The organism is Burkholderia sp. SIMBA_062, from assembly GCF_046534765.1.
Lineage (GTDB): Bacteria > Pseudomonadota > Gammaproteobacteria > Burkholderiales > Burkholderiaceae > Burkholderia > Burkholderia ambifaria.
Map to the genome: position 1 here is coordinate 31,181 of NZ_JAWRYD010000030.1, position 18,843 is coordinate 50,023.

An 18,843-nucleotide genomic window follows, 5' to 3' on the forward strand; every position below is an offset into this window, starting at 1 on the left:
CTTCGCCGCACTGTACTCACCCGACGATGACCTGCTGCCCCGGCGCGATCTCGCCCGGATTGCCCGCCAGGTTCCGGTTGAGCTGCAGGATCTCGTTGAGCGCGACGTTGATCCGCTGACCGTCGGACATCCGCTGCTGTTCGTCGGCCGGCACATGGGCGGCGGCAAGCAGCGATCCTTCGTGACGTTCGGCGATCGTCCACAACGAATCGCCGGCCACCACGCTCACCGTCAGCGGTGTTGGCGTCGGGCTCGGCGAGTTCGTCGGGGCCTGCGCCGGCTGCGATGGCGCAGTCGACGGCTGCGCGCCGGCCGTTGAAGTCGCCGAGGCCGAGACCGACGGCGTCGCGGACGCAGTCGGCTGCGCCGGCGCGGTCGTCGCGCCGGGCGACGGCGCGAACGATGCGCCCGGCGCCGGCGTTCCCGCATTCGAGCCCGACGGTTGCGGCGCCGAACCCGGCGGCTTGTGCTGGTTGTGCTGGTCGTCCGGCGCGGTCGCCGACGTGTACAGGCTGATCCCCTGCATGATCCCGAAGATCGCGACCGGCGCCAGCGCGATGCCGGTCGGCAAGCGCTCCATCCACGGCGTTGCATTCGGGAAATGCGAATGCAGCCGCCCGGCACCGAGCAGCGCGCCGGACGTCGCGATCAGCGAGCCGGTCATCGGATCCCCGGTCAGCGCGGTATGGGCCCCGGTTGCGATACCGACCGCCGACGTCAGGTAGTCGCCGGTCGCGCTCGCGATCCGTGCCAGTTGACTGCGGTTCTCGGCGTTCACGCCGCGCAGGCTGCCCTTGTAAACGATGCCGGTGTAGACGGCGCTGAACGCGCCGCCGATCGCCTGTCCGCCGGCCAGCAGGTCGCCGTGCGCGATCGCCCGGCTCGCATTCATCGTGATCGAGCCGCCGTAGCCGCCCAGCGCCAGCACGCGGCCGATCCGCCCAATCGAATGCCGCGGGCTGCCGTGGTGCAGCAGTTTCAGCGACGTCCCGCCGACCACGCCCTGCATCTGCGCGAGCATGTCGGCGGCGATCGCCTTCGTATGCGCGACGGTGTCGTCGAACGACAGCATCCCGTCGTTGTTCAGCGCGCGAAGCTGCGCGGCCATCGCCTTGCCTTCGTGCGCGATCTGCTCCAACTGCGTGCCGCGCGCGGTCACGTCGAAGCCGTTCGCCTTCAGTTGCGCCTGCAGCCCGCGCACGAGCCGGTCGACGACGCGGTCGAACACGCGCGGATCACCATTCTTCAGGCTGGCCACCGCGCCGTGATGCAGCGCCTGGAACACCCGGCCGACCCGCAGCCCCGCATACAGCGAATTCGTCGCGGTACGCACCGATTCGCGGCCGACCGCGACGAGCACGCCCGCGCCGGCGCCGCCGGTCAACGTGGCCGCGGTGATGTCGCCGGCGATCCGCCGCTTCGAAGGCGGCGGCGTGTTCTCGCCGATCGGTTCGTCGTGCACCCGCAGCGCATGCAGTTCCGCCTGCGCGCGTTTCTCATCGGGAATGTCGATCTTCGCGAGCTGGGCCGCTTCGCGGCGGCTCGCACCGATCGGCTTGGTGCCGTCGTTGATCAGCACCGGATCATGCACGACCGCGTTCCAATGTTCGCGCGGGTCGGCGGCGGACGGCCGCTTGCCGGTCGTCACGCGGTCGGGCACGTTGCCGCCGTAGTCGGCCAGCCAGCGCCCGCCGAACGTGCGGGCGCCCTTGTCCGTCCTGGTGCGCGGCGCGTTGCCGTCGGCATCCCACAGCGTCGTCGCATGCTCGATCGTCGCCTTGCGCGCCTGGTTCAGCCACACGGTCGTGTTGCCTTCATAGAGCTTCTGGCGCAGCGCGGCCACCTCGGCGGGCGTCATCCCGTCCGCGATGCCGATCCGCTCGACCTCCGCGAACAGCAGCTGATGCTGGTTCGCGAGCGTCTGCCGGTCGACGCGCTCGAACACGCGCGTCAGCGCGTCGGCGCCATGCAGGCGATCGATGATGTCGGGCCGGTTGCGGTTTTCGACGATCAGCTTCGCGAGCGCGCCGGTGAGATCCTGGTTGCCGACGAAGTCGGCGCCGTGCGTGCCGTACGACAGCCCCATGTGCACCCATTCGAGCCCCTGGCGCTCGAGCACCGCGCGCAGCAGCTTCTCGTGGCCGCCGCCCGGCACCGATTCGGGCACCGCGTCCCAGCCGTGGAACGTGAGCATCACGTTCGGCGCCGTGGTATCGGGATGCGCGTTCGACCAGCTTTCGAGCGCGCTCATGACCCGCACGTAGTCGTGATACGTGTCGTTGGTGCCCGACTGGAACCGGTAGTCGGCGCCGGACACGAGCGCGCGCGACGGCGCGGTCTCGAGCCGGATCGCGAAGCCGGTCCGCGCGGCCTCGTCGAGCCAGCGATGCAGATGCGCGAGATCGTCGAGCGCGAGCGCCGTGCCGTCCGAGTCGGGCGCGGGATGGATCATCCCGTTCTCGCCGTCGAACACCGCGTTCTTCTGGTCGCCGAGCGCACGCACCGCGCGCAGGAAGTCGGGATCGTGCGCCTTGCCGAGCACCGCGGCGAGCGAATGCGGATCGATCACGAGCGTGACGACCGGCATCACGCCGCCGTACCGCTCGACGAGCGCACCCATCAGCGCCGGATCGTCGCTCAGCGAGAACGAGCGCGCCATCGGCACCATGCGGTCCTGCAACGCCTCGTTCGAGCGCGTGAAGATCTGCCGGATCCGCTTGTCGGCGACGGTCGCCGCGCCCAGATTGCGCGTGTGCGCGCGCAGCTTGCCCGGCACCGGCAGGAAGCGCGACGCCGACGTCGACACGTCGCGCGCGACATACAGCTTGTTGAGCAGCGTCCGCCACATGCCCACGTCGACCATCACGGCCTGCGGCTCGCCCTTCAGCACGAGGTTCACGTTGCCCGTCCGCTGCGCCTGCTTGTTGTACGCCTCGATCTGCTCGTGCGTCGCGAAATACTGCTCGGGCTTCGCCGCGCCGTTGCGCAGGCCGAACTGAACCACGGTGGCCGCCGACAAGCCCGGTTGATACGGTTCGATCGACAGCGGCGCGGGCGCGGCGCCGTTGCGTCGCAAGCGCCGCAGGTCACCGAGCACCTCGTTGTAGCCATGCCGCGTGCGGGCCGCGAGCGCGCGGAACGGCGCGGAATTCAGGCTGCGTGCTTCGGCATCCTTCCATTGATCGTGCAGCGCCTTCGCGCGCGCTTCGAGCGCGGCGACGCGGGTCGGCCGCGCGCTGTTCAGGAAATCGCGCGGCGACAGTTGCGTGAGCAGGAAATGCACGTCCGTCCCGAAGCGATCGTTGCCGATCGGCATTTCGTCGAGCGGCACGCCCGGATGGTGCAGGTTGTTGGCCTGCGGGATCTTGTCGAACCAGCGCATCTCGCCGTTGCGCTCGGCGATCAGGCCGAGCGGGTCGCCGAGCGCCTCGGCCACCGCTCCGTCGGTCCTGAACACGTAGATCACGTGGCGGCCGCCGTCGAGCGCGCCGTTGCGGATCGCGCTCAGCAGGTGCGACACGCTGTTGCCGCTGAAGTCGACCGCGTTGAGCGCGGACTTGTCCGACGGCAACAGATGCGGATCGACCGGCGGCGGCGGCCCGGCGTTCGCGTCGTCACCCTCTTCCGCCCGCGCGAGCGGCCGGCGCACCGGCACGATCGACTGGAACAGGTCGCCGGCCGAGCGGAACGGCTTCTTCTCGACGGCCGGCGTCTCCTTCGCCGGCCGGAAGCCGCCGATCCGCTCGACGGTCGCGGGCGTCACGTCGCTGACGACGAAGCGGATGCCGCGGCGCGGCGACCGGCCGACCGGAATGCCGCCCCGGCGGCGACGGCGGAACACCGTGCGCAGATCCTGCTCGGGAATCTCGGTATCGCCGAGCGACGCCTTCTCGAAGTACTTCCACTCGTGGTTCGTGTTGCGTTCCGCATGGCCGAGCACCTTGCCCGTCTCGTCGTCGACCACGTGGATCCAGCGTTGCTCGCCGGACACCGCGCGCACCGCCTGGCGCGGCCGCTTGAAAACGGGCGCGTCCTGCAGCTTCGACACATCGGCGGCGAGCGTCTGCTCGACCGGGTGGCCCGACGTCGTCACCGGCCACGACGTCTTGCCGTCCGGCGTCTCGATCTTCGACGGGCCGCCGAACCGCACGAGTTCGTCGTGCGCGACCGGCGATACGAAGAAATCGTACTTGCCGCGTGCACGTCGGCCGCCGCTGCCGGCGTACTCCAGCGCCTTGGTCAGCGCGTGCGGCACGCGCTTGCCGTCCAGCATCCGCACCGGGCCGAGCGCGCCGTTCGCGTCGGTCTCGAGCACGGCGACGAATGTCGGTGCCGGATGTTCGTCGCTCCCGGCGGGCGGCTCGGCATGAGACGTGATCAGCACATGCGCGTTGGGGCCGAGCTGGCGCGCGAGCCCGTCCAGCGTCGGCGCATGCCGGCCGTCGATTCGCGTGAGCGTGCGGCGGCCGAGCGTATCGAGCCATGACGCGGCACGCGCCTGTTGCGCGTCGGCCACGGCGGTACTTTCTGGCGTGGCAGGCCCGGCCGAACGACCGGGCACGGCGGCAGGCGTCGTCGAGCCCGACGGGTCGCCCGACGCGCTCGCGAGACGGCCGGCCGGCCCGGCCGGTCCGATCATCGGCCACGTCGGGCTGCCGTCGACCGCGCCCACCGCACGCGTTCCGCCGGCATGCACGGCCGTATACCCTTCCGGCAAGCCCGAACGATCGACGCCGGCGAGCCGGTACGACACGTCGCCGGTCGCCGGATCGCGGGTTCGCACGACATACATGTCGACGCCGGCCGGCTTGTACAGCTCGCCGCCGTCGGGCGTGGTGATGCGCAGCGCGCTCGCCGGATCGTGGCCGAGCGTCGACAGCAGCACGACGTCGCTCGGTGCGGCCGCGTCGACGGCAGCCAGGTGCGCGGTGGCGCTCGCCGCGACGCGCTCCTGCGGCGTCAGCTCGCCCTGTGCGAACGCGGTGGCGTCCGGCAACGCTTCGGTCGGCACGTATGCGTGATTGCGCGGCCCGGTTTGCGCGGCATCGAGTGCGTGCGCGAGTTCGTCGTGCGCGACCGTCCGCGCGCCTTCCGGCAACGCGAGCGGGGCATCGGCACCCGCGCGTCCCGGCGCGTGCGTGGCGGCCGCCGCCGGTGTGTCGGGCACCTTCCCGCTGAACCGGAACCAGCCCGCCTCGGGATCGAGCGCGCCGAAATCGGTACCGCTGCCGAGTTCGACGCTGCCGTCGCGCGTCACGAATTCGACGCGCAGGTCGGTCAGCCCGGCCGCGTCGAACGCCTGCATCACGTCGTCGATCACGCGGGTCGGTTCGGCGCCGTCGAGGAAATAGCTCGGCCAGTGCTGGCTCACGGTGCCGCCGGGTTGCGTGACGCGCGCGGCGTCGTCGATCACGCCCGGCCGGTCGGTCAGCGCGGTGCGGAACGGATGGTCGAGCGTGACCGATTCGAACGTGTCGTCCGGAATCGCGGTGAAGTCGTAGTCGGGATCGGCAAACGTCGGATCGGCCACGCGCGGCACCGTGGGACGCGGCGGCGGATCCGCGATCGGACGCGACGCGGTGCGGGTGGTCGTCGGCGCCGGTTCCGCGTGCGGCCCTGCCGGGAGCGCCGGGCGGCCCGCGCGCGCCGGGTCGCCGCGGAAGCTTTGCATCGGCAGACGATCCTTGTCGACCTGCCCCGTCAGTCGCGTTCCGCGCACGGTGGCCGAACCGTCGGGTTCCACGAGCAGGATGTCCGGCGGCGCCCAGACCGATATCGGCCGTCCGGTGATCTCGGACAGACGCTGGGCGAGCGCCGCCGCGAACGTCGTGCTCGCGGCCCGCACCCGGCCCGGCGCCACGCGCAGCGGATCGTGCTTGTTCGACCCGCCGAAGCACGAATACAGCGTGACGTCCTGCCCCGGCTCGAGATGCGGCGCGACGCGCTCGGCCACCTCGTCCGGCGTGAGCGGCCGGCCTTCCGGGCCGAGCATCGCGTCGGCCGACATCCCGTGTCCGAACACCACATGATGACCGGGCGGCGACATCAGCCCGCGCGTGCCGATCGGATGCAGCGGATCGTCGGGCGGCATCAGCAGCGTGTCGGCCGGACGCAGGAATTCGGGATGCTGCGTCGCGTCGACGCCGGTCACGTCGTCGAACCCGGGCTGCAGCACCGAGTCGCCGTGGATCGTCGTCGTGACCACGCCACCGTTGGCGATCTTGCGGTCCGTATAGACGCGGCTGGTCTTTGGATAGATTTTCTGCGTTTTCCCCGACAGGGCGTCGTCGGCCTCGGCTTCGGCGACCTGCTCGACGCGTGCGGCCCACTCGTCCGCCGTGAAGATCTGCCCCGGCCCGACCTCCACGAGCGGGGCCGGCTCGTACACGGGCGGTTCGCCCGCGTCCGGCTCGGGCGCGAGCCGCGGATGCGCGGGCTCGCCGGGCGTCACGCCGTGCCGGCCGGCATCGCCCGGCGCAGCGCCGGCGCCGCGCCGCCCGCTGTCCGCGTCCGGATCGATCTGCGCTTCGATCGGACGCACCGGTTCGACCGGCGCATCGTCATGCGCGAGCGGGCGCAGCGGCGGTCCGCCGCGCTGCGCGAACACCATCGGCGGGTCGCTGGCATCGGGCGCCTCGGGCACATGTAGATAGAGCCGCGTCGCGACGTCGGGATCGTGCGCCGGCACGCCGATATCGTCGTCGAGCGGATAGATTTCCAGCGCACCGGTGCCGCGCACCGAGTTGGACGACATCGACGCGATCACCGGCACCTGCAGCTCATACGCGAGCTCCTGCGCAAACGAATAACCGCCGGAGGCGAGATAGCAGCCCGTCAGCAGTACGCCGTTGCCTTCCGTATAGGCGGGATCCTCCAGCAGCCTGCGCGCGAACTCCTTCGGCGCGATCGTCTTGCCATTCATGATGGCGATCGAGCTGTCCCAGCTGACGTCGCTCGGCTTCGTGCCATGCGATTCGACGATATCGAAACCCGACACCTTCAGGAACTGCCGCGCGGTCGCGTGGCCGAGCAGGTTCACGACACTCGACCCCGGCACGGGCCGCAGTTCCAGCGGATTGACGCGAACCGGCTGCGCGCGGCCCGGCGAGAACTTGCCGTTCACGTCGGGTTCGATCTGGAAGCGCGCGAGCCGGCGGTTCGGATTGGGCAGCGCGCGCCACCAACCGGCCGCATCGTCGTCGCCCAGCCGGCCGAATACCGGCGCCTGGATCAAGTCCGCGAACTCCTGCAGCAACTCGGGATTGGCGCCGCTGCGCGGCCCATCCAGCGCGATCGGCGTGCCCGGCGTGTAGCCCTTCCACGCCAGATCCTCCAGCGCGTGCGTCATCTCGAGCGCGCTGGCGGCGCGGCCGCTGCGCGGATTGATGATCGACCCGCGTTTGGTCAACATGCGCCACACGTACACGCCGAGCGGCACCCGCACGTCGCCCGCCGTCGCGCTGCCGCCCCACTGATTCGACACCGGGCGCGGCGCGACGCCGCTCCAGTTGACCGGATGCGCGCCCTGGTCGATGACCGCCAGCGCCGGCGAGAACCGGTAGGTACGCGGTCCGCTGCTGACCGAATGGTCCGGCACGCCGTCCCGATCGGGCGCACCGGGCTCGATCAGGATGCCGCTCGTATAACCGGAATCGGGACTGCCGTCGCTGCGATAGCGCGGCGAACGCCATGCGACGAAGCCGCTTGCGCCGTACACGTCGACGCCCAGCACGTTTGCGAGCAATTGCGCGAGCGGACTCACGCGCGAGCCGGCGCCGCACGCATAGAGGATCACCGGCGATTTGCCGTCCCAGCCGCTCTGACGCACCATCTCGGCCATGTCTTCCGCGCTCATCGCCTTGCCGGTCGCGCTCGCGAATGCATCGGCCCACGCGTGCGCGTACACGGCGAAGTAACCGGGCGGCACCGGCATCAACGGCCGCTCGCCCGGCGGCAGCCGGTTCTCCGGCTGGCCCGCGTGGTTCGAATAGATCGCGAGGTCGGCCTCGCGGCGCGGATAGGCGGCCCACTGCGTTTCGCTCATGCCGAACGGCGCGTTGATCACGTCGACGCGCCGGCCGTCCTCGCTGCGAATCAGCGGCTTCTGCGGATCGAAGCCGCGCGGGTACACCACGCGCAGCGTGCGGTCGTACGCATCGTTCATCGACAGCATGAACGCATCGCCGGCGTCGGTCAGCCCGACATGGCCGACGACCGCTTCGGGCGGCACCGTGCCGTCCGCGGCGAGCGCTCGCTGATCGACCAGCGCGATCCGGTAGCGGCCCCCCGCGACGCCGTCGGCGCCGACCATCAGCGCGTCGTGGTACGTCGTGTAGCGTGTCACGCCGATCGTGCCGTCCTCATCCGGCGCGGCGGCCACGCGCGCCGGCGCATCGTCGGCCGCCTGCGCGCGCCGCTCGTCCGCCTTCGCCGCGTTCATGTCGTCGAGCAGGTTGCCCTTTTCGGTCGCGGGCAGCCCGTCCTCCTCGGGGTTGCGCACGTTGCCTTCGGCGTCCTCCAGCGCATACACGTAGTACTCGACGTCCTCGAGCCGATTGCCGCTCTGGAGGATCCGCCCGACTACTTCGCTCAGCATCGCGCGATCGGCCGCGATGCGCGCGGGAATCTCCCACGACGCGGGGTGCGCGCCGTTGGCCGGCACGCCGGCTTTGGCCGGCGGCGACGCACCCTCGCCCGCCAGTGCGTCGGCGACGGCCGGCGTCGCCGCGCCGTCGATCGGTTCACCGTCGGGCGCGAGCCGCAACGCGATCGCGTCGTCGTCCGGCGTGCCCTGCATTCGGCGCGCGCGCAGCCAATCGGAGAAGCGCGCCCGCAGCCCCTTGTCGGCCGGCGCGACCGTGCCGCCGTCGTCAGCCGGCTCGCCGAAACTGTGCGCCTGGTCCTCCGCGTGCTGCCACGGGTTGCCGATCTCGCCGACCGCGAGACGCTGGTTCGCCAGCCCGTTGGCGAACATCGCGTTCGCGACGTCGAACGCGACCGGCCGCGGGATCGTCGGCGGCGCGGGCGTCTTCGTGATCGCGCGGATCGGCCGCTCCATCAGCGTGTGCGAGCCGAGCCCCATCTGCGCGACGCCGATGCCGAGGTTCAGCAACTGCTGCGCGCGGTCGGATTCGGACAATGCGTCCCAGTTCTTCACCAGCGACGCACCCTGGTCGAGCATCTGGTAGCCGCCGACCACGCCGCCCGACACATTGAGCACGCCGGACGTGCGGCCCGTCGTCTGCGCGAGCGACTGGAACGCGTCGGCTTCCTGCGTGAAACGGCCGAGACCGGCCATGTCGGCGGCGACGCCGTCGCCGCGCGAAGCTACCGTGAGCAGGTCCGACACCTGCCCCGTCGTACGCAGCAGCGACGAGGCCTCCGCGAGCGACTTCGCCGCCACGCCGAGACCGCCGCCCGCGATGCCCGCGCCGCTGCCGATCAGGCTGATCCAGTCGCCGCGCGCCTGTGCGTTGCCGAAGCCGGTCGACTGGCCGTGATCGCTCAGGTTCTTCAGGTCGGCGATTGCAGCCGGCACGCCGACGGCCATGCCCGCGCCGACCGCCGTCCACGCGGCGCCGAGCAGCAGGCCGCCGACCGGCGCGCCGATGCCGCTCGCGACCAGCACGGCGCCACCAGCCGCCGCGAGAATGCCGGTGCCCATCTCGACGTAGTGTTCGACGTGCTGATACCACTCCGTCTTGTGCGCGTCGATCGATTCGTACTGCGAGAAATCGCCGGTCGCCGAATCGGTCGTCAGGCTCTTCGGCACGTACAGCTTGCCGTCGTCGGACAGCGCGTTGTTGTGCTGGTAGTCGTCGACGGTGTCGTACTTCCAGCCGCGATCGTCGATCAGCTTGTACTGGTCCGGATGGCCCTCGACCTGCACCTTGAACAGTGCGCTCGGCGCGGTACCCGTTCCCTTCGACACGTAGTAGATGGGCACCAGCGACACCACGGCATGATCGCCGCCGACCTTGCGGATCTGGTCGACGACGGCCTGGATCATCTGCGTCGCGGCCGAGTTCTGCGCGTACAGCGAGCGGCTGTTGACGGCCGTACCGTTCGGGAGCTGACCGCTGCTCACGATCAGTTGCTCGAGCTGCGCCATCGACGGCACGTCGTTCCGGTCGGTCGGCACGGCGCCGGGGTCGTCCGGCTGAAGCCCGAGCCCCGCGCCGACGAAGTTCGTCATCTGGTCGGAGCCGGTCGTGAACGTGTAGGACTTGTCGCCGAAGTTCTTCTGGAAGTCGTCGAAATACGCCTTCAGCTGCTTGTCAGGATCGGCCTGGAACAGTTTGTAGCTGGCGTTGGCGGTTTCCTTCTGCTGCTTGTTCTGGGCATTCTTGATGCCCTGGTCGTAACGCAGCTGGAAGTCGTTCGCGAAACCCGAGCGGAACCGGTCGTCGTTCTGCATCTTCGACAGCAGCGACTTCGACAACGCCGGATCGACGCCCGACGACAGCGCCTGACGCACGCCGTCGAACCCGTAGCCGGTGTCGCTGCCGCGCAGCGTGTAGATCAGCGTCTTCGCGTTGCCCTTGTCGTCGAGCAGCCAGTTCGCGACGTCGTCCTCGCGCTGCACGGGCACGCCGCTCTCGGTCGGCTGCTGGTCGGCGAGCCCGACCGCGGTGCTGAGCCCCTTGTAGAACTCGATGCCGTCGCCGTAGGGCTGCGGCGTGCCCGTGTTCGACTGCGTCCACTTGTTGCCGAAATCCTTCTCGACGGTATCGAGCACGACGCCCGCGAATTCGGGCGGCGCATTGGCGAGGATGTCCTGCATCCACTTGCCGGCCTTGTCGGCATTCATCCTGCCGTCGGCACGCGCCTGCATGCTCGCCTGATCCGTCGCCTGCGAATCGGGCTTCTGCATCAGCGGATCGATCTGCGAATGGATGAAGCTCGCGTTGAAATGCGGCTGCCCCGCCTGCGTCCAGAGCGCCTGGCGCTCGTCCAGCGAGAACGACGCGTCCATGTTGGTCTTGAGCACCTGGAGCGCCGCGCCGGGATTGCTGTCCGGGCCCTGCATCAGTTGCGAGACCTGTTGCTTCGTGTACTGGAGCCGCACCTCGGGGGCCGCCGCGAGCAACGTCTGGACCTGCTGATAACCGGGATTGTTCTTCTGCACCTGAGCCTGCGCCATCGCATACGCGAACACGCCGCCCGCCTGGTCGATCTTCGCGTTCAGCGCCTTCGCGTCCGCATCGCTCAGCCCGTCCGGGTTGACCTTGATACCCGTCATCTTGACGAACGCTTCCGCGAGCGGATTCTGCTGCGCGAGCGCCTTCTCCTGCGTCGACAGCTTCGGGTCGTTCGGATCGACGCTCACACCGGTGTCCTGCAGCAGCGCAAACGTGACCGGATCGGATTGCGCGAGCTGCTTCATCTGCGGCGACAGCGACGGATCGTCGGGATTGATCGTCGCGATCGTGCGCTTGAGCTGGCTCTGCTCGCCCAGCGCATCGACGAGGCCGGTGTACCACATGCCGTCGTGATTCTGCTTCACCGACGCGACGACCTGCTTCTGCTCGTCGGCCGTCACGTAGGTCAGCGCGGTGTCGTCGCCGCCCGTCACGACCTTGTCGTACTGGCTTTGCGCCTGCGACAGCTCCCGCGTGATGTCGGCCTCGTCGGCGCGGCGCAGCCCGCCCGGCTCCTTCTGCCACGCCGCGTAATCGGCCTTCGCGTTGTTCAGTCGCAGTGTCGCGGCCGACGTGCTGTATTCGTGGCGCAACGCGGTGGTGAGCGCGGTGTACGCGTTGTTGGCATTCGTGTCGGCGGTGCCGGCGGCATCGCGCAGTTGCGCGCCGATGTCGGGATCCGCGCGCCGGACGCCGCCCGGCAACGCGTCGTACCGCTGCACGTCGGCGTTCGCGTCCTGGTCCTTCTGCCACGCCATCGCGAACTGGAACGCCTTCACGTTGGTCGCCCGCTCGGGCGCCGATTCGGCCGACACCGCCTTCTGCGCATCGTCGAGCACCGAGCCGAGCACCGGATCCTTCGGCGACGCATTGCGCAGATCCGAGGCCACGCCGGCGATCGCCTTGTTCGTGTCGCCGCCGCCGTCGGCCGCGACGCGCATCTGGTTCTCGACGGCTGCCTGCACCGCGCCCCATGCGGTTTCGGCCTTCTTCACCTGGTTGTCGAGGTCGGCTTGCGACGCGCCCTGGTCGTGCAGGCGCTTGAGCGTCGCCATCTCGGCCTGGGCGAGTTGGAGCAGCCGCTGCGTCTCGGCCTGCGCGGCCGCGAGGGCCTGCTGTTCCGGCGTCTGGGCCGGCGGGGCGCCGCCGGTCCCGTTCTTCGGCGCCGGATCGTCGTCATTCTGCGGCTGCGGCACGCTGACCGGCCCGCCCCCGCCCACTGCCATCAACACCATGTCCGTTCTCCCGCGGCATGCGTGACGGGCCGGCACAGCGGCAGGCGAGCCACGCGCAATGGTCCATTGTGCCGAACGCTCGCGGGTGAAAAAGTCGCGCATTACGTAGTCGCCGGGCCGGTTGCGGCGGCGCGGGGAGACTCCCGCTACGAACGCGCCGCCGTTCGGCCGCCGCTTGGTCGATGATTGCCGTCAGCGGAAAAATTTGCCGGTTGTGCCGGCGTGCGTCATAAATACATCCTGCGTTCCTCCGGCAACCCATGATCCGCGCGATGCCGCGACGCGATCGTTTGCGTGCGCAACCCGCTTGCGTCGCTGCCGCGCGTGGCCGTCCGGCTGCGGCCGGCGCTTTCCGCGGGCGCGCTCGAAGCGCGGTTCGTGCCGCGTATCGGCGCGGCGGCGCCGAACCGCGCTGCCGCTTGCCCGTCGCCAACACGCACACACATCCGCGCATGTATCCCGTGCGCGGGCCGCACTCCGGCTGCGCTGTGAGGCTGCGATTCCCTGCGATTTCGCAGAGGACCTTTCCTGTGCAGCGCCTTAATAGACAGTCGCACGATCTCCAATAATGGCCGCTCGATCCGTCGGCCAGGCGCCGGCGCGACCCACCGGCGATCGGGCCGGAGACCAACGATAAAAAATCCTATGTATTCCTACAAAATCAGCCAGCCTGCCCGCGCGCGCGCTCCCGCGGCGTATGCCGTCCGGCGCGGCCACCGCACCGTCGCACTCCCCGCGACCGCGATTGCCGCCTGCGTGGCCGCCTTGATTCCGTGCGTCGCGCACGCGCAGAGCAGCGTGACGCTGTACGGCCTGATCGACACGTCGATCACCTATGCCACCCATCAGCGTACGCAAGGCGCCGGTTCGCCGGGCAGCGGCAGCGTCGCGCTGACGAGCGGCGCATTGAACGCATCGCGCTGGGGGCTGCGCGGCCGCGAGGATCTCGGTGGCGGGACGGCGGCGGTCTTCGCGCTCGAAAACGGCTTCTCGGGCACGAACGGCAAGCTGTCGCAGAAAGGCGTCGACATGTTCGGCCGTCAGGCATGGGTCGGCGTGAGCTCGCGCACGGCCGGCACGCTCACGTTCGGCCGCCAGTACGACTCGATCCTCGATTTCGTGACGCCGCTCGGCGCGTCGGGCCCCGGCTGGGGCGGCAACCTCGCGGTGCACCCGTACGACAACGACGACTCCAACCGCAACCTGCGCATCAATCACGCGGTGAAGTACACGAGCGCGACGTATCGCGGGCTGACGTTCGGCGCGCTGTACGGGTTCTCGAACACGGCCGGCGCGTTCTCGAACAACGCGGTATGGAGCGCGGGGCTCGGCTATGCGAACGGACCGCTGAAGCTCGGCGCCGGTTACCTGAAGATCAGCCGCGACCGCAACGCGCCGAACCCGGACGGCGCGCTGAGCACGGTCGACGGCTCCGCGACGATCACCGGCGGCAACCAGCAGATCTGGGCCATGGCCGGCCGCTATGCGTTCGGCCTGCATTCGGTCGGCGCCGCGTGGTCGCACTCGGCCACCGACGGCGTGAGCGGCGTGCTCCAGGGCGGCGGCATCACGCCGTTGAAGGGCGAATCGCTGGTCTTCGACAATTTCACGGTGGACGGCCGCTTCTTCGTCACGCCGGCGTTCAGCCTGTCCGCCGCGTACACCTACACGATGGGCCGATTCGACATGCGCACCGGCCAGACGCGCCCGAAATGGAACCACGTGGTCACGCAGGCCGGCTATGCGTTCTCGCCCCGCACGGACGCGTATCTCGAAGCCGTCTATCAAAGCGTGAGCGGCGGCAACGGCAATCCCGCGTTCAACGCGACCGTCTGGACGATGACGCCGTCCGCCAGCAGCAACCAGCTGGTGGTCGCGCTCGGGTTGCGGCACAAGTTCTGAAGACCCGGCCAGGCTCGATGCGCGCGCACCGAAATCGCGCATCACGCTGGCGGATCCTGCGGCACTCGCGCAAGCAAGAATGCGTCCTGCGTCGTTGTTGCGTGAAATAGACGAAGAAACTGGTCACGCTGTGACATTTTTCCTAATCTAGTTGCAGCGGCGCCGTGAATTCGGCGTTCCGTCCGAAACGATCTTTCATACGACACATCGCCGGCTGACGAAAGCGCATCGCATGGCGCACGGAAGCCGGCACTTTTCGTGCCGTCTCGGCCGGATTCGTGACGTTGCCGGTGGGCACGCACGACGCTTTCCTCGCAGTCAACCGCAGGAGACGCACAATGAACAAAACGAACCGGTTTGCGGTCCTGACAGCTTTCGCCCTGCTGGCGGGTTGTCACCACGCGGCGAAAACGCCCGAGAATGCCGGCATGGCGCCGACACCCTCGAGCGAAGCGGTCGCGACGGTGACGACCGACGATCTGAACAATCCGAACAGCCCGCTCGCCAAGCGCAGCGTCTATTTCGATTTCGACCAGTACTCGGTGAAGCCGGAATTCCAGTCGCTGCTGCAGTCGCACGCCGACTACCTGCGCAACCACCCGTCGCGCCGCGTGCTGATCCAGGGCAACACCGACGAGCGCGGCACGTCCGAATACAACCTCGCGCTCGGCCAGCGCCGGTCGCAAGCTGTGATGAGCGCGCTCGAAACGCTGGGCGTTCAGGCGACGCAACTCGAAGCGGTCAGCCTCGGCAAGGAAAAGCCGGTCGCGCTCGGTCACGATGAAGATTCGTGGGCGCAGAACCGCCGCGCCGATCTCGTCTATCGTTGACCGGATGCCGCCGCGACGGCGGCGTAGCGGCCACGCATCACCCCTGGCCTTTCATGCGGCGAGTCGCCGGGGGCACCTCGCGCCCCGGCTGCGCGTTGCCGTATGACGTCGGTTCGTCCGTTCGTGCGCGCCATCGTCCCGGCCGTCACCAGTCGAACGCACGGCGCCCACTGGCGCGCCGCTTCAACTCGAGTGCGCGCGTTCGAGCCTTCGATGCAGCCAGTGCGACATCACGGCCGATGTCACGATCGAATCGAGTATCGCGATCCCGTTGATCCCGCCGATTTCGCCGTTGTTCAGCAGATAGGACTGCAGCAGCACGTAGCCGACCATCAGACCGGTGCCGACGATCGTGCCCAGCAGCACGAACCAGCGCCGCCGGATGCGCGTGCCGATCGCGCCCATGATGCCGCCCGCGAGCGTCGCCGGCAGGAAATAGCCCAGGAAGAACGACGCGCCCAGGATCAACAGCACCATGCCCGCGCAGAGTGTGAGCGTCTCCCACTTCGGGCCGTTGATCACGGACCATGCAACCAGCATCACGCTTGGCCACACGAGCGCCGCGACCAGCGGCGCGCCGAAGGTAAATGACAGACAGCCGAACACGACCGGATTGGACGGGCTCGACGATTGGCGCGGCGGATGCTCGCGAGTGGCGCTCATGGTTTTTGTCGTGGGAATCGGAATGGCGGCGAGCCGGAGTGTACCAAGCCGCCGTGCCGGGCAGCCGATCCGGCACCGGCAGGCGACGCACACGGATCCGCGCCGATCCGCAAAAAGCATGGAATAAACCGCGCGCCGGAAACGTTTCGTCTTCGCGCGGCGCCGGTTCATGCGAACCGCGCGGCCGCGCGGCCTGCGCGGTGCAAGGAGAGCGAAATGAAATCGGCAAGACTGGCCGCGGCACTGCTCGCGGCGCTGATGCTGGTGCTGTCGGCGGGATGTACGTCGTCGGGCGGCGGCGTATCGCAAGGAGCCGGCATGAGCCGGTATGGCGGCGCGGGCGGCAGCGGAGGCGGCGGAAGTGGTGGTGGCGGAGGGGGCGGCGGCTACTGAAGCGTCGCCGGAAAGATGCGGACGGGGCGTCGTGCGCGAGCGCAACCGGAAACCGGCCGCCTCGCGCACGCGCCCCGCTGCGCCGCACGACTTACTGACGCATGGCCTTCACGTCGGCCGGCGTGACGTTCGCGGGCTGGCCGCCCCACGTCGCACGCAGGTAGTTCGCAAGCTGCGCGAGTTCGTCGTCGCTCAGCGTCTGCGCGAAACCGGGCATCGGCTGCAGGTTTTCGAAGCCGGCGAACTTCTGCTCGTCGATGCCGTCGAGCATCGCGACCAGCAGGTTGCGCGAGTCGCGCTGACGCAGCGTCGAATTGCCGTTCATCGGCACCGCCACGTGCGGCTTGCCTTCGCCGTTCAAGCCGTGGCAACCCGCGCACACCGCGAGATACACCGAGCGGCCGGCCGCGAGCTGCGCGGCGTAGAAATCGTCCGCACTCCAGTTGCCGATCCCGTGATCCTTGTCGGGCGTGATGTTCGAGCCGTAGAACGTGCCGAACGGCGATTCGAGCGGCGCACCGCCGGCGAACGGCGCGCCGTCCTTCGCGGTGTGGCACGCCGCGCAGTCCGCGGCCTTGACGAGATAGCGGCCGCGCGCGACCGGGTCGGCGCCGGGCGCGTCGGAGGCCGCGCTCAAGACCGGCGCGTCATGGCCGCCACAGGCGGCAAGCAGCAGCGCGCAGACGGCCGTGAATGCGGGCAAGCCTGCGGCCCGCACGGCACGCAAGGCACCCGCAAGCGTGGTTTACGACTAGCCGCCAACGGCCGCCGCACGGCACGCGCGGCCGATATTTCATGGTAATGTCGTGCGCATCCGGCTCGCCGGTCATCCCATCACGTGCCGTGCGGGGCTGTCGGCGATGAATCGCATCGTGTCGAGGTCAAAAGAGCCATGGCAGTCAAGGCGCGCCTCCTGAACGCCGTTCTCGCCACTCCTCCCTGCGGCAATCACCGCGTGACGGCCGCACTGCGTCCGTCGATGCTCGTCACGCTGTTCGAGGACCTGCGCCCGATGGCGCTGTCCGGCGTCGCCAGCGCGTTCGTTGCGGCGATCGCGCTGATCCGTCTGCAGCAACTCTGGTGTTTCGCATGGCTCGTCGTCGACGTCGGCCTGCTCGCCGCGCGACTCGCGATCGCACGCGCGTATGCGGTACGCCGTGCCGCCGGCGACGATCGCGCCGAATACTGGGCGCGGCACTATGCCCCCGTGTCGCTCGCCGCGTGCTTGTTGCTCGGGCTCGGCGTGATGGGCTGCGTGGATGCGTCCGATGCCGAGCTCGGCACGCTGTCGGTGATGGTCGCCGGCGGCGTGTTCGGCGGGATCGCGTCGCGCAATTCGGCGCTGCCGCGGCTCGCGATGACGCAGTTCACGCTCGGCGTGCTGCCGATCGGCGTCGGCGCGCTGCTGGCCCGCCGGCCCGACGCGTGGCTGCTGCTGCCGCCGCTCGTGATCTATCTCGCGGCGATGCGCACGGTCGTCCAGCGCCATTACCGCGTGCTGGTCGCGCTGATCGCCGCGCGCCAGCGCAACGCCGAGCTCGTCGCGCGCTTCGATGCCGCACTGACCTACATGCCGCACGGCCTGTGCATGATCGACGGCGAGAGCCGCGTGATCGTTGCGAACCGGCGCACCGCGCAGCTGTTCGGCTCGCCGCGCGAGATCATGCTGGACACCCCGCTGCCCGACGTGATCGTGGCGCTCGGCGCGAACGCGGTGATCGAGCCCGGCCAGGCGGGCCTCGCCGCGCAGTGCGCGGTGTGGCTGGACCGCGACGAACCCGCACCGCTCGACATCGCGCTCGCCGACGGTCGCCAGCTCGAACTGACGCGCCATCGCGTACCGGACGGCAACGCGGTGGTCATCGTCGAGGACGTCACCACGCGCCGCCGCGCCGAGCAGCACATCCGACATCTCGCGCGGCACGACGCGCTGACCGGCTTGCCGAACCGCCACGAACTGCATGCACAACTCAGGCGGATGCTCGCGCACCGGCCGCGCATGCCGAGCCCCGCGCTCGCCGTCATGTATCTCGACCTCGACGGCTTCAAGGCGATCAACGACCGGTTCGGCCACCAGGCCGGCGACGAAGTGCTCACGCAGGTCGCCCAGCGGCTCGGCAAGACGCTGCCGCCCGGCGAGCTGGCGGCTCGCATCGGCGGCGACGAGTTCGTCGTCGCGATCGACGACACGACGATGCAGGCGTGCTCGATCCTCGCCGCGCGCATCATCCGGCAGATTTCGGCGCCGTACACGCTGTCGATCGGCGCGACCGTGAGCCTCGGGATCAGCATCGGCATCGCGCTCGACGATGGACACGGCTCGCCCGACGAACTGATCCGGCAGGCCGACAGCGCGCTGTACGACGCAAAGTCGGGCGGCAAGGGAATCTACCGCTTCTATTCGGCGGGAAGCCGCCGCGTGGCGCCCGCGACCGCGAGCTGAACGCACGCGCCGCGCGTCACCGCCTCTCCGTTCGTTCCCGCGATTCATTTCCGAAACGGGTTGCATGGCCGGCGCAGGTGCGCAGGTGTTTCGCCACGCGCGGCCATGTCACGTGACGTGTTCCGTAACATCGGCCCGCGCCCCGCGCCCCGTTCGCCGCAGAAGCCCGCACGATCGCGGCGGTGCGCGGTATTGCTTCGCTGGCACTCTTATTGCTCCTTGACTGGGAAACACGA

7 protein-coding genes are annotated in these 18,843 nt (G+C 69.5%); 4 read left to right on the plus strand and 3 right to left on the minus strand.

Annotated elements, in window-relative coordinates; translation table 11 throughout:
* Positions 1-16: 16 nt before the first annotated feature.
* Entirely contained in the window at positions 17-12,376 is a 12,360-nt protein-coding gene (locus tag SB786_RS27070; RefSeq protein ID WP_410730161.1) for an LWXIA domain-containing protein, read from the minus strand.
* A 645-nt stretch (positions 12,377-13,021) separates the two neighbouring features.
* On the opposite strand from SB786_RS27070, the gene SB786_RS27075 reads away from it, so the two are divergent.
* Together SB786_RS27075 and pal are read left to right on the plus strand one after the other, a co-directional pair.
* Positions 13,022-14,278, plus strand: coding sequence for a porin (locus tag SB786_RS27075; RefSeq protein ID WP_410730162.1), 1,257 nt, complete (start codon positions 13,022-13,024; stop codon positions 14,276-14,278).
* A gap of 338 nt (positions 14,279-14,616) precedes the next feature.
* A complete protein-coding gene (gene pal / locus SB786_RS27080; protein ID WP_410730163.1) occupies positions 14,617-15,108 on the plus strand; it encodes a peptidoglycan-associated lipoprotein Pal in 492 nt (163 codons plus the stop codon).
* Between the two features lie 183 nt (positions 15,109-15,291).
* On the opposite strand, the gene SB786_RS27085 is transcribed toward pal, so the two are convergent.
* Entirely contained in the window at positions 15,292-15,771 is a 480-nt protein-coding gene (locus SB786_RS27085) for a hypothetical protein (protein ID WP_006759869.1), read from the minus strand.
* 216 nt (positions 15,772-15,987) lie between these two features.
* Here SB786_RS27085 and SB786_RS27090 point away from each other — a divergent pair, with 216 nt between their 5' ends.
* Positions 15,988-16,164, plus strand: coding sequence for a hypothetical protein (locus tag SB786_RS27090; protein ID WP_269018446.1), 177 nt, complete (start codon positions 15,988-15,990; stop codon positions 16,162-16,164).
* Between the two features lie 91 nt (positions 16,165-16,255).
* On the opposite strand, the gene SB786_RS27095 is transcribed toward SB786_RS27090, so the two are convergent.
* The gene (locus SB786_RS27095; protein ID WP_410730164.1) at positions 16,256-16,891 is read right to left on the minus strand and encodes a c-type cytochrome; all 636 of its coding nucleotides are present in this window, start codon (positions 16,889-16,891) and stop codon (positions 16,256-16,258) included.
* 165 nt (positions 16,892-17,056) lie between these two features.
* Here SB786_RS27095 and SB786_RS27100 point away from each other — a divergent pair, with 165 nt between their 5' ends.
* Entirely contained in the window at positions 17,057-18,607 is a 1,551-nt protein-coding gene (locus SB786_RS27100; RefSeq protein WP_410730165.1) for a diguanylate cyclase domain-containing protein, read from the plus strand.
* The last annotated feature ends 236 nt before the right edge of the window (positions 18,608-18,843 follow it).

Coding starts and splice junctions, on each gene's coding strand:
- SB786_RS27070 (WP_410730161.1), bottom strand. CDS start 12,376: ATGGTGTTGATGGCAGTGGGCGGGGGCGGGCCGGTCAGCGTGCCGCAG.
- SB786_RS27075 (WP_410730162.1), top strand. CDS start 13,022: ATGTATTCCTACAAAATCAGCCAGCCTGCCCGCGCGCGCGCTCCCGCG.
- pal (WP_410730163.1), top strand. CDS start 14,617: ATGAACAAAACGAACCGGTTTGCGGTCCTGACAGCTTTCGCCCTGCTG.
- SB786_RS27085 (WP_006759869.1), bottom strand. CDS start 15,771: ATGAGCGCCACTCGCGAGCATCCGCCGCGCCAATCGTCGAGCCCGTCC.
- SB786_RS27090 (WP_269018446.1), top strand. CDS start 15,988: ATGAAATCGGCAAGACTGGCCGCGGCACTGCTCGCGGCGCTGATGCTG.
- SB786_RS27100 (WP_410730165.1), top strand. CDS start 17,057: ATGGCAGTCAAGGCGCGCCTCCTGAACGCCGTTCTCGCCACTCCTCCC.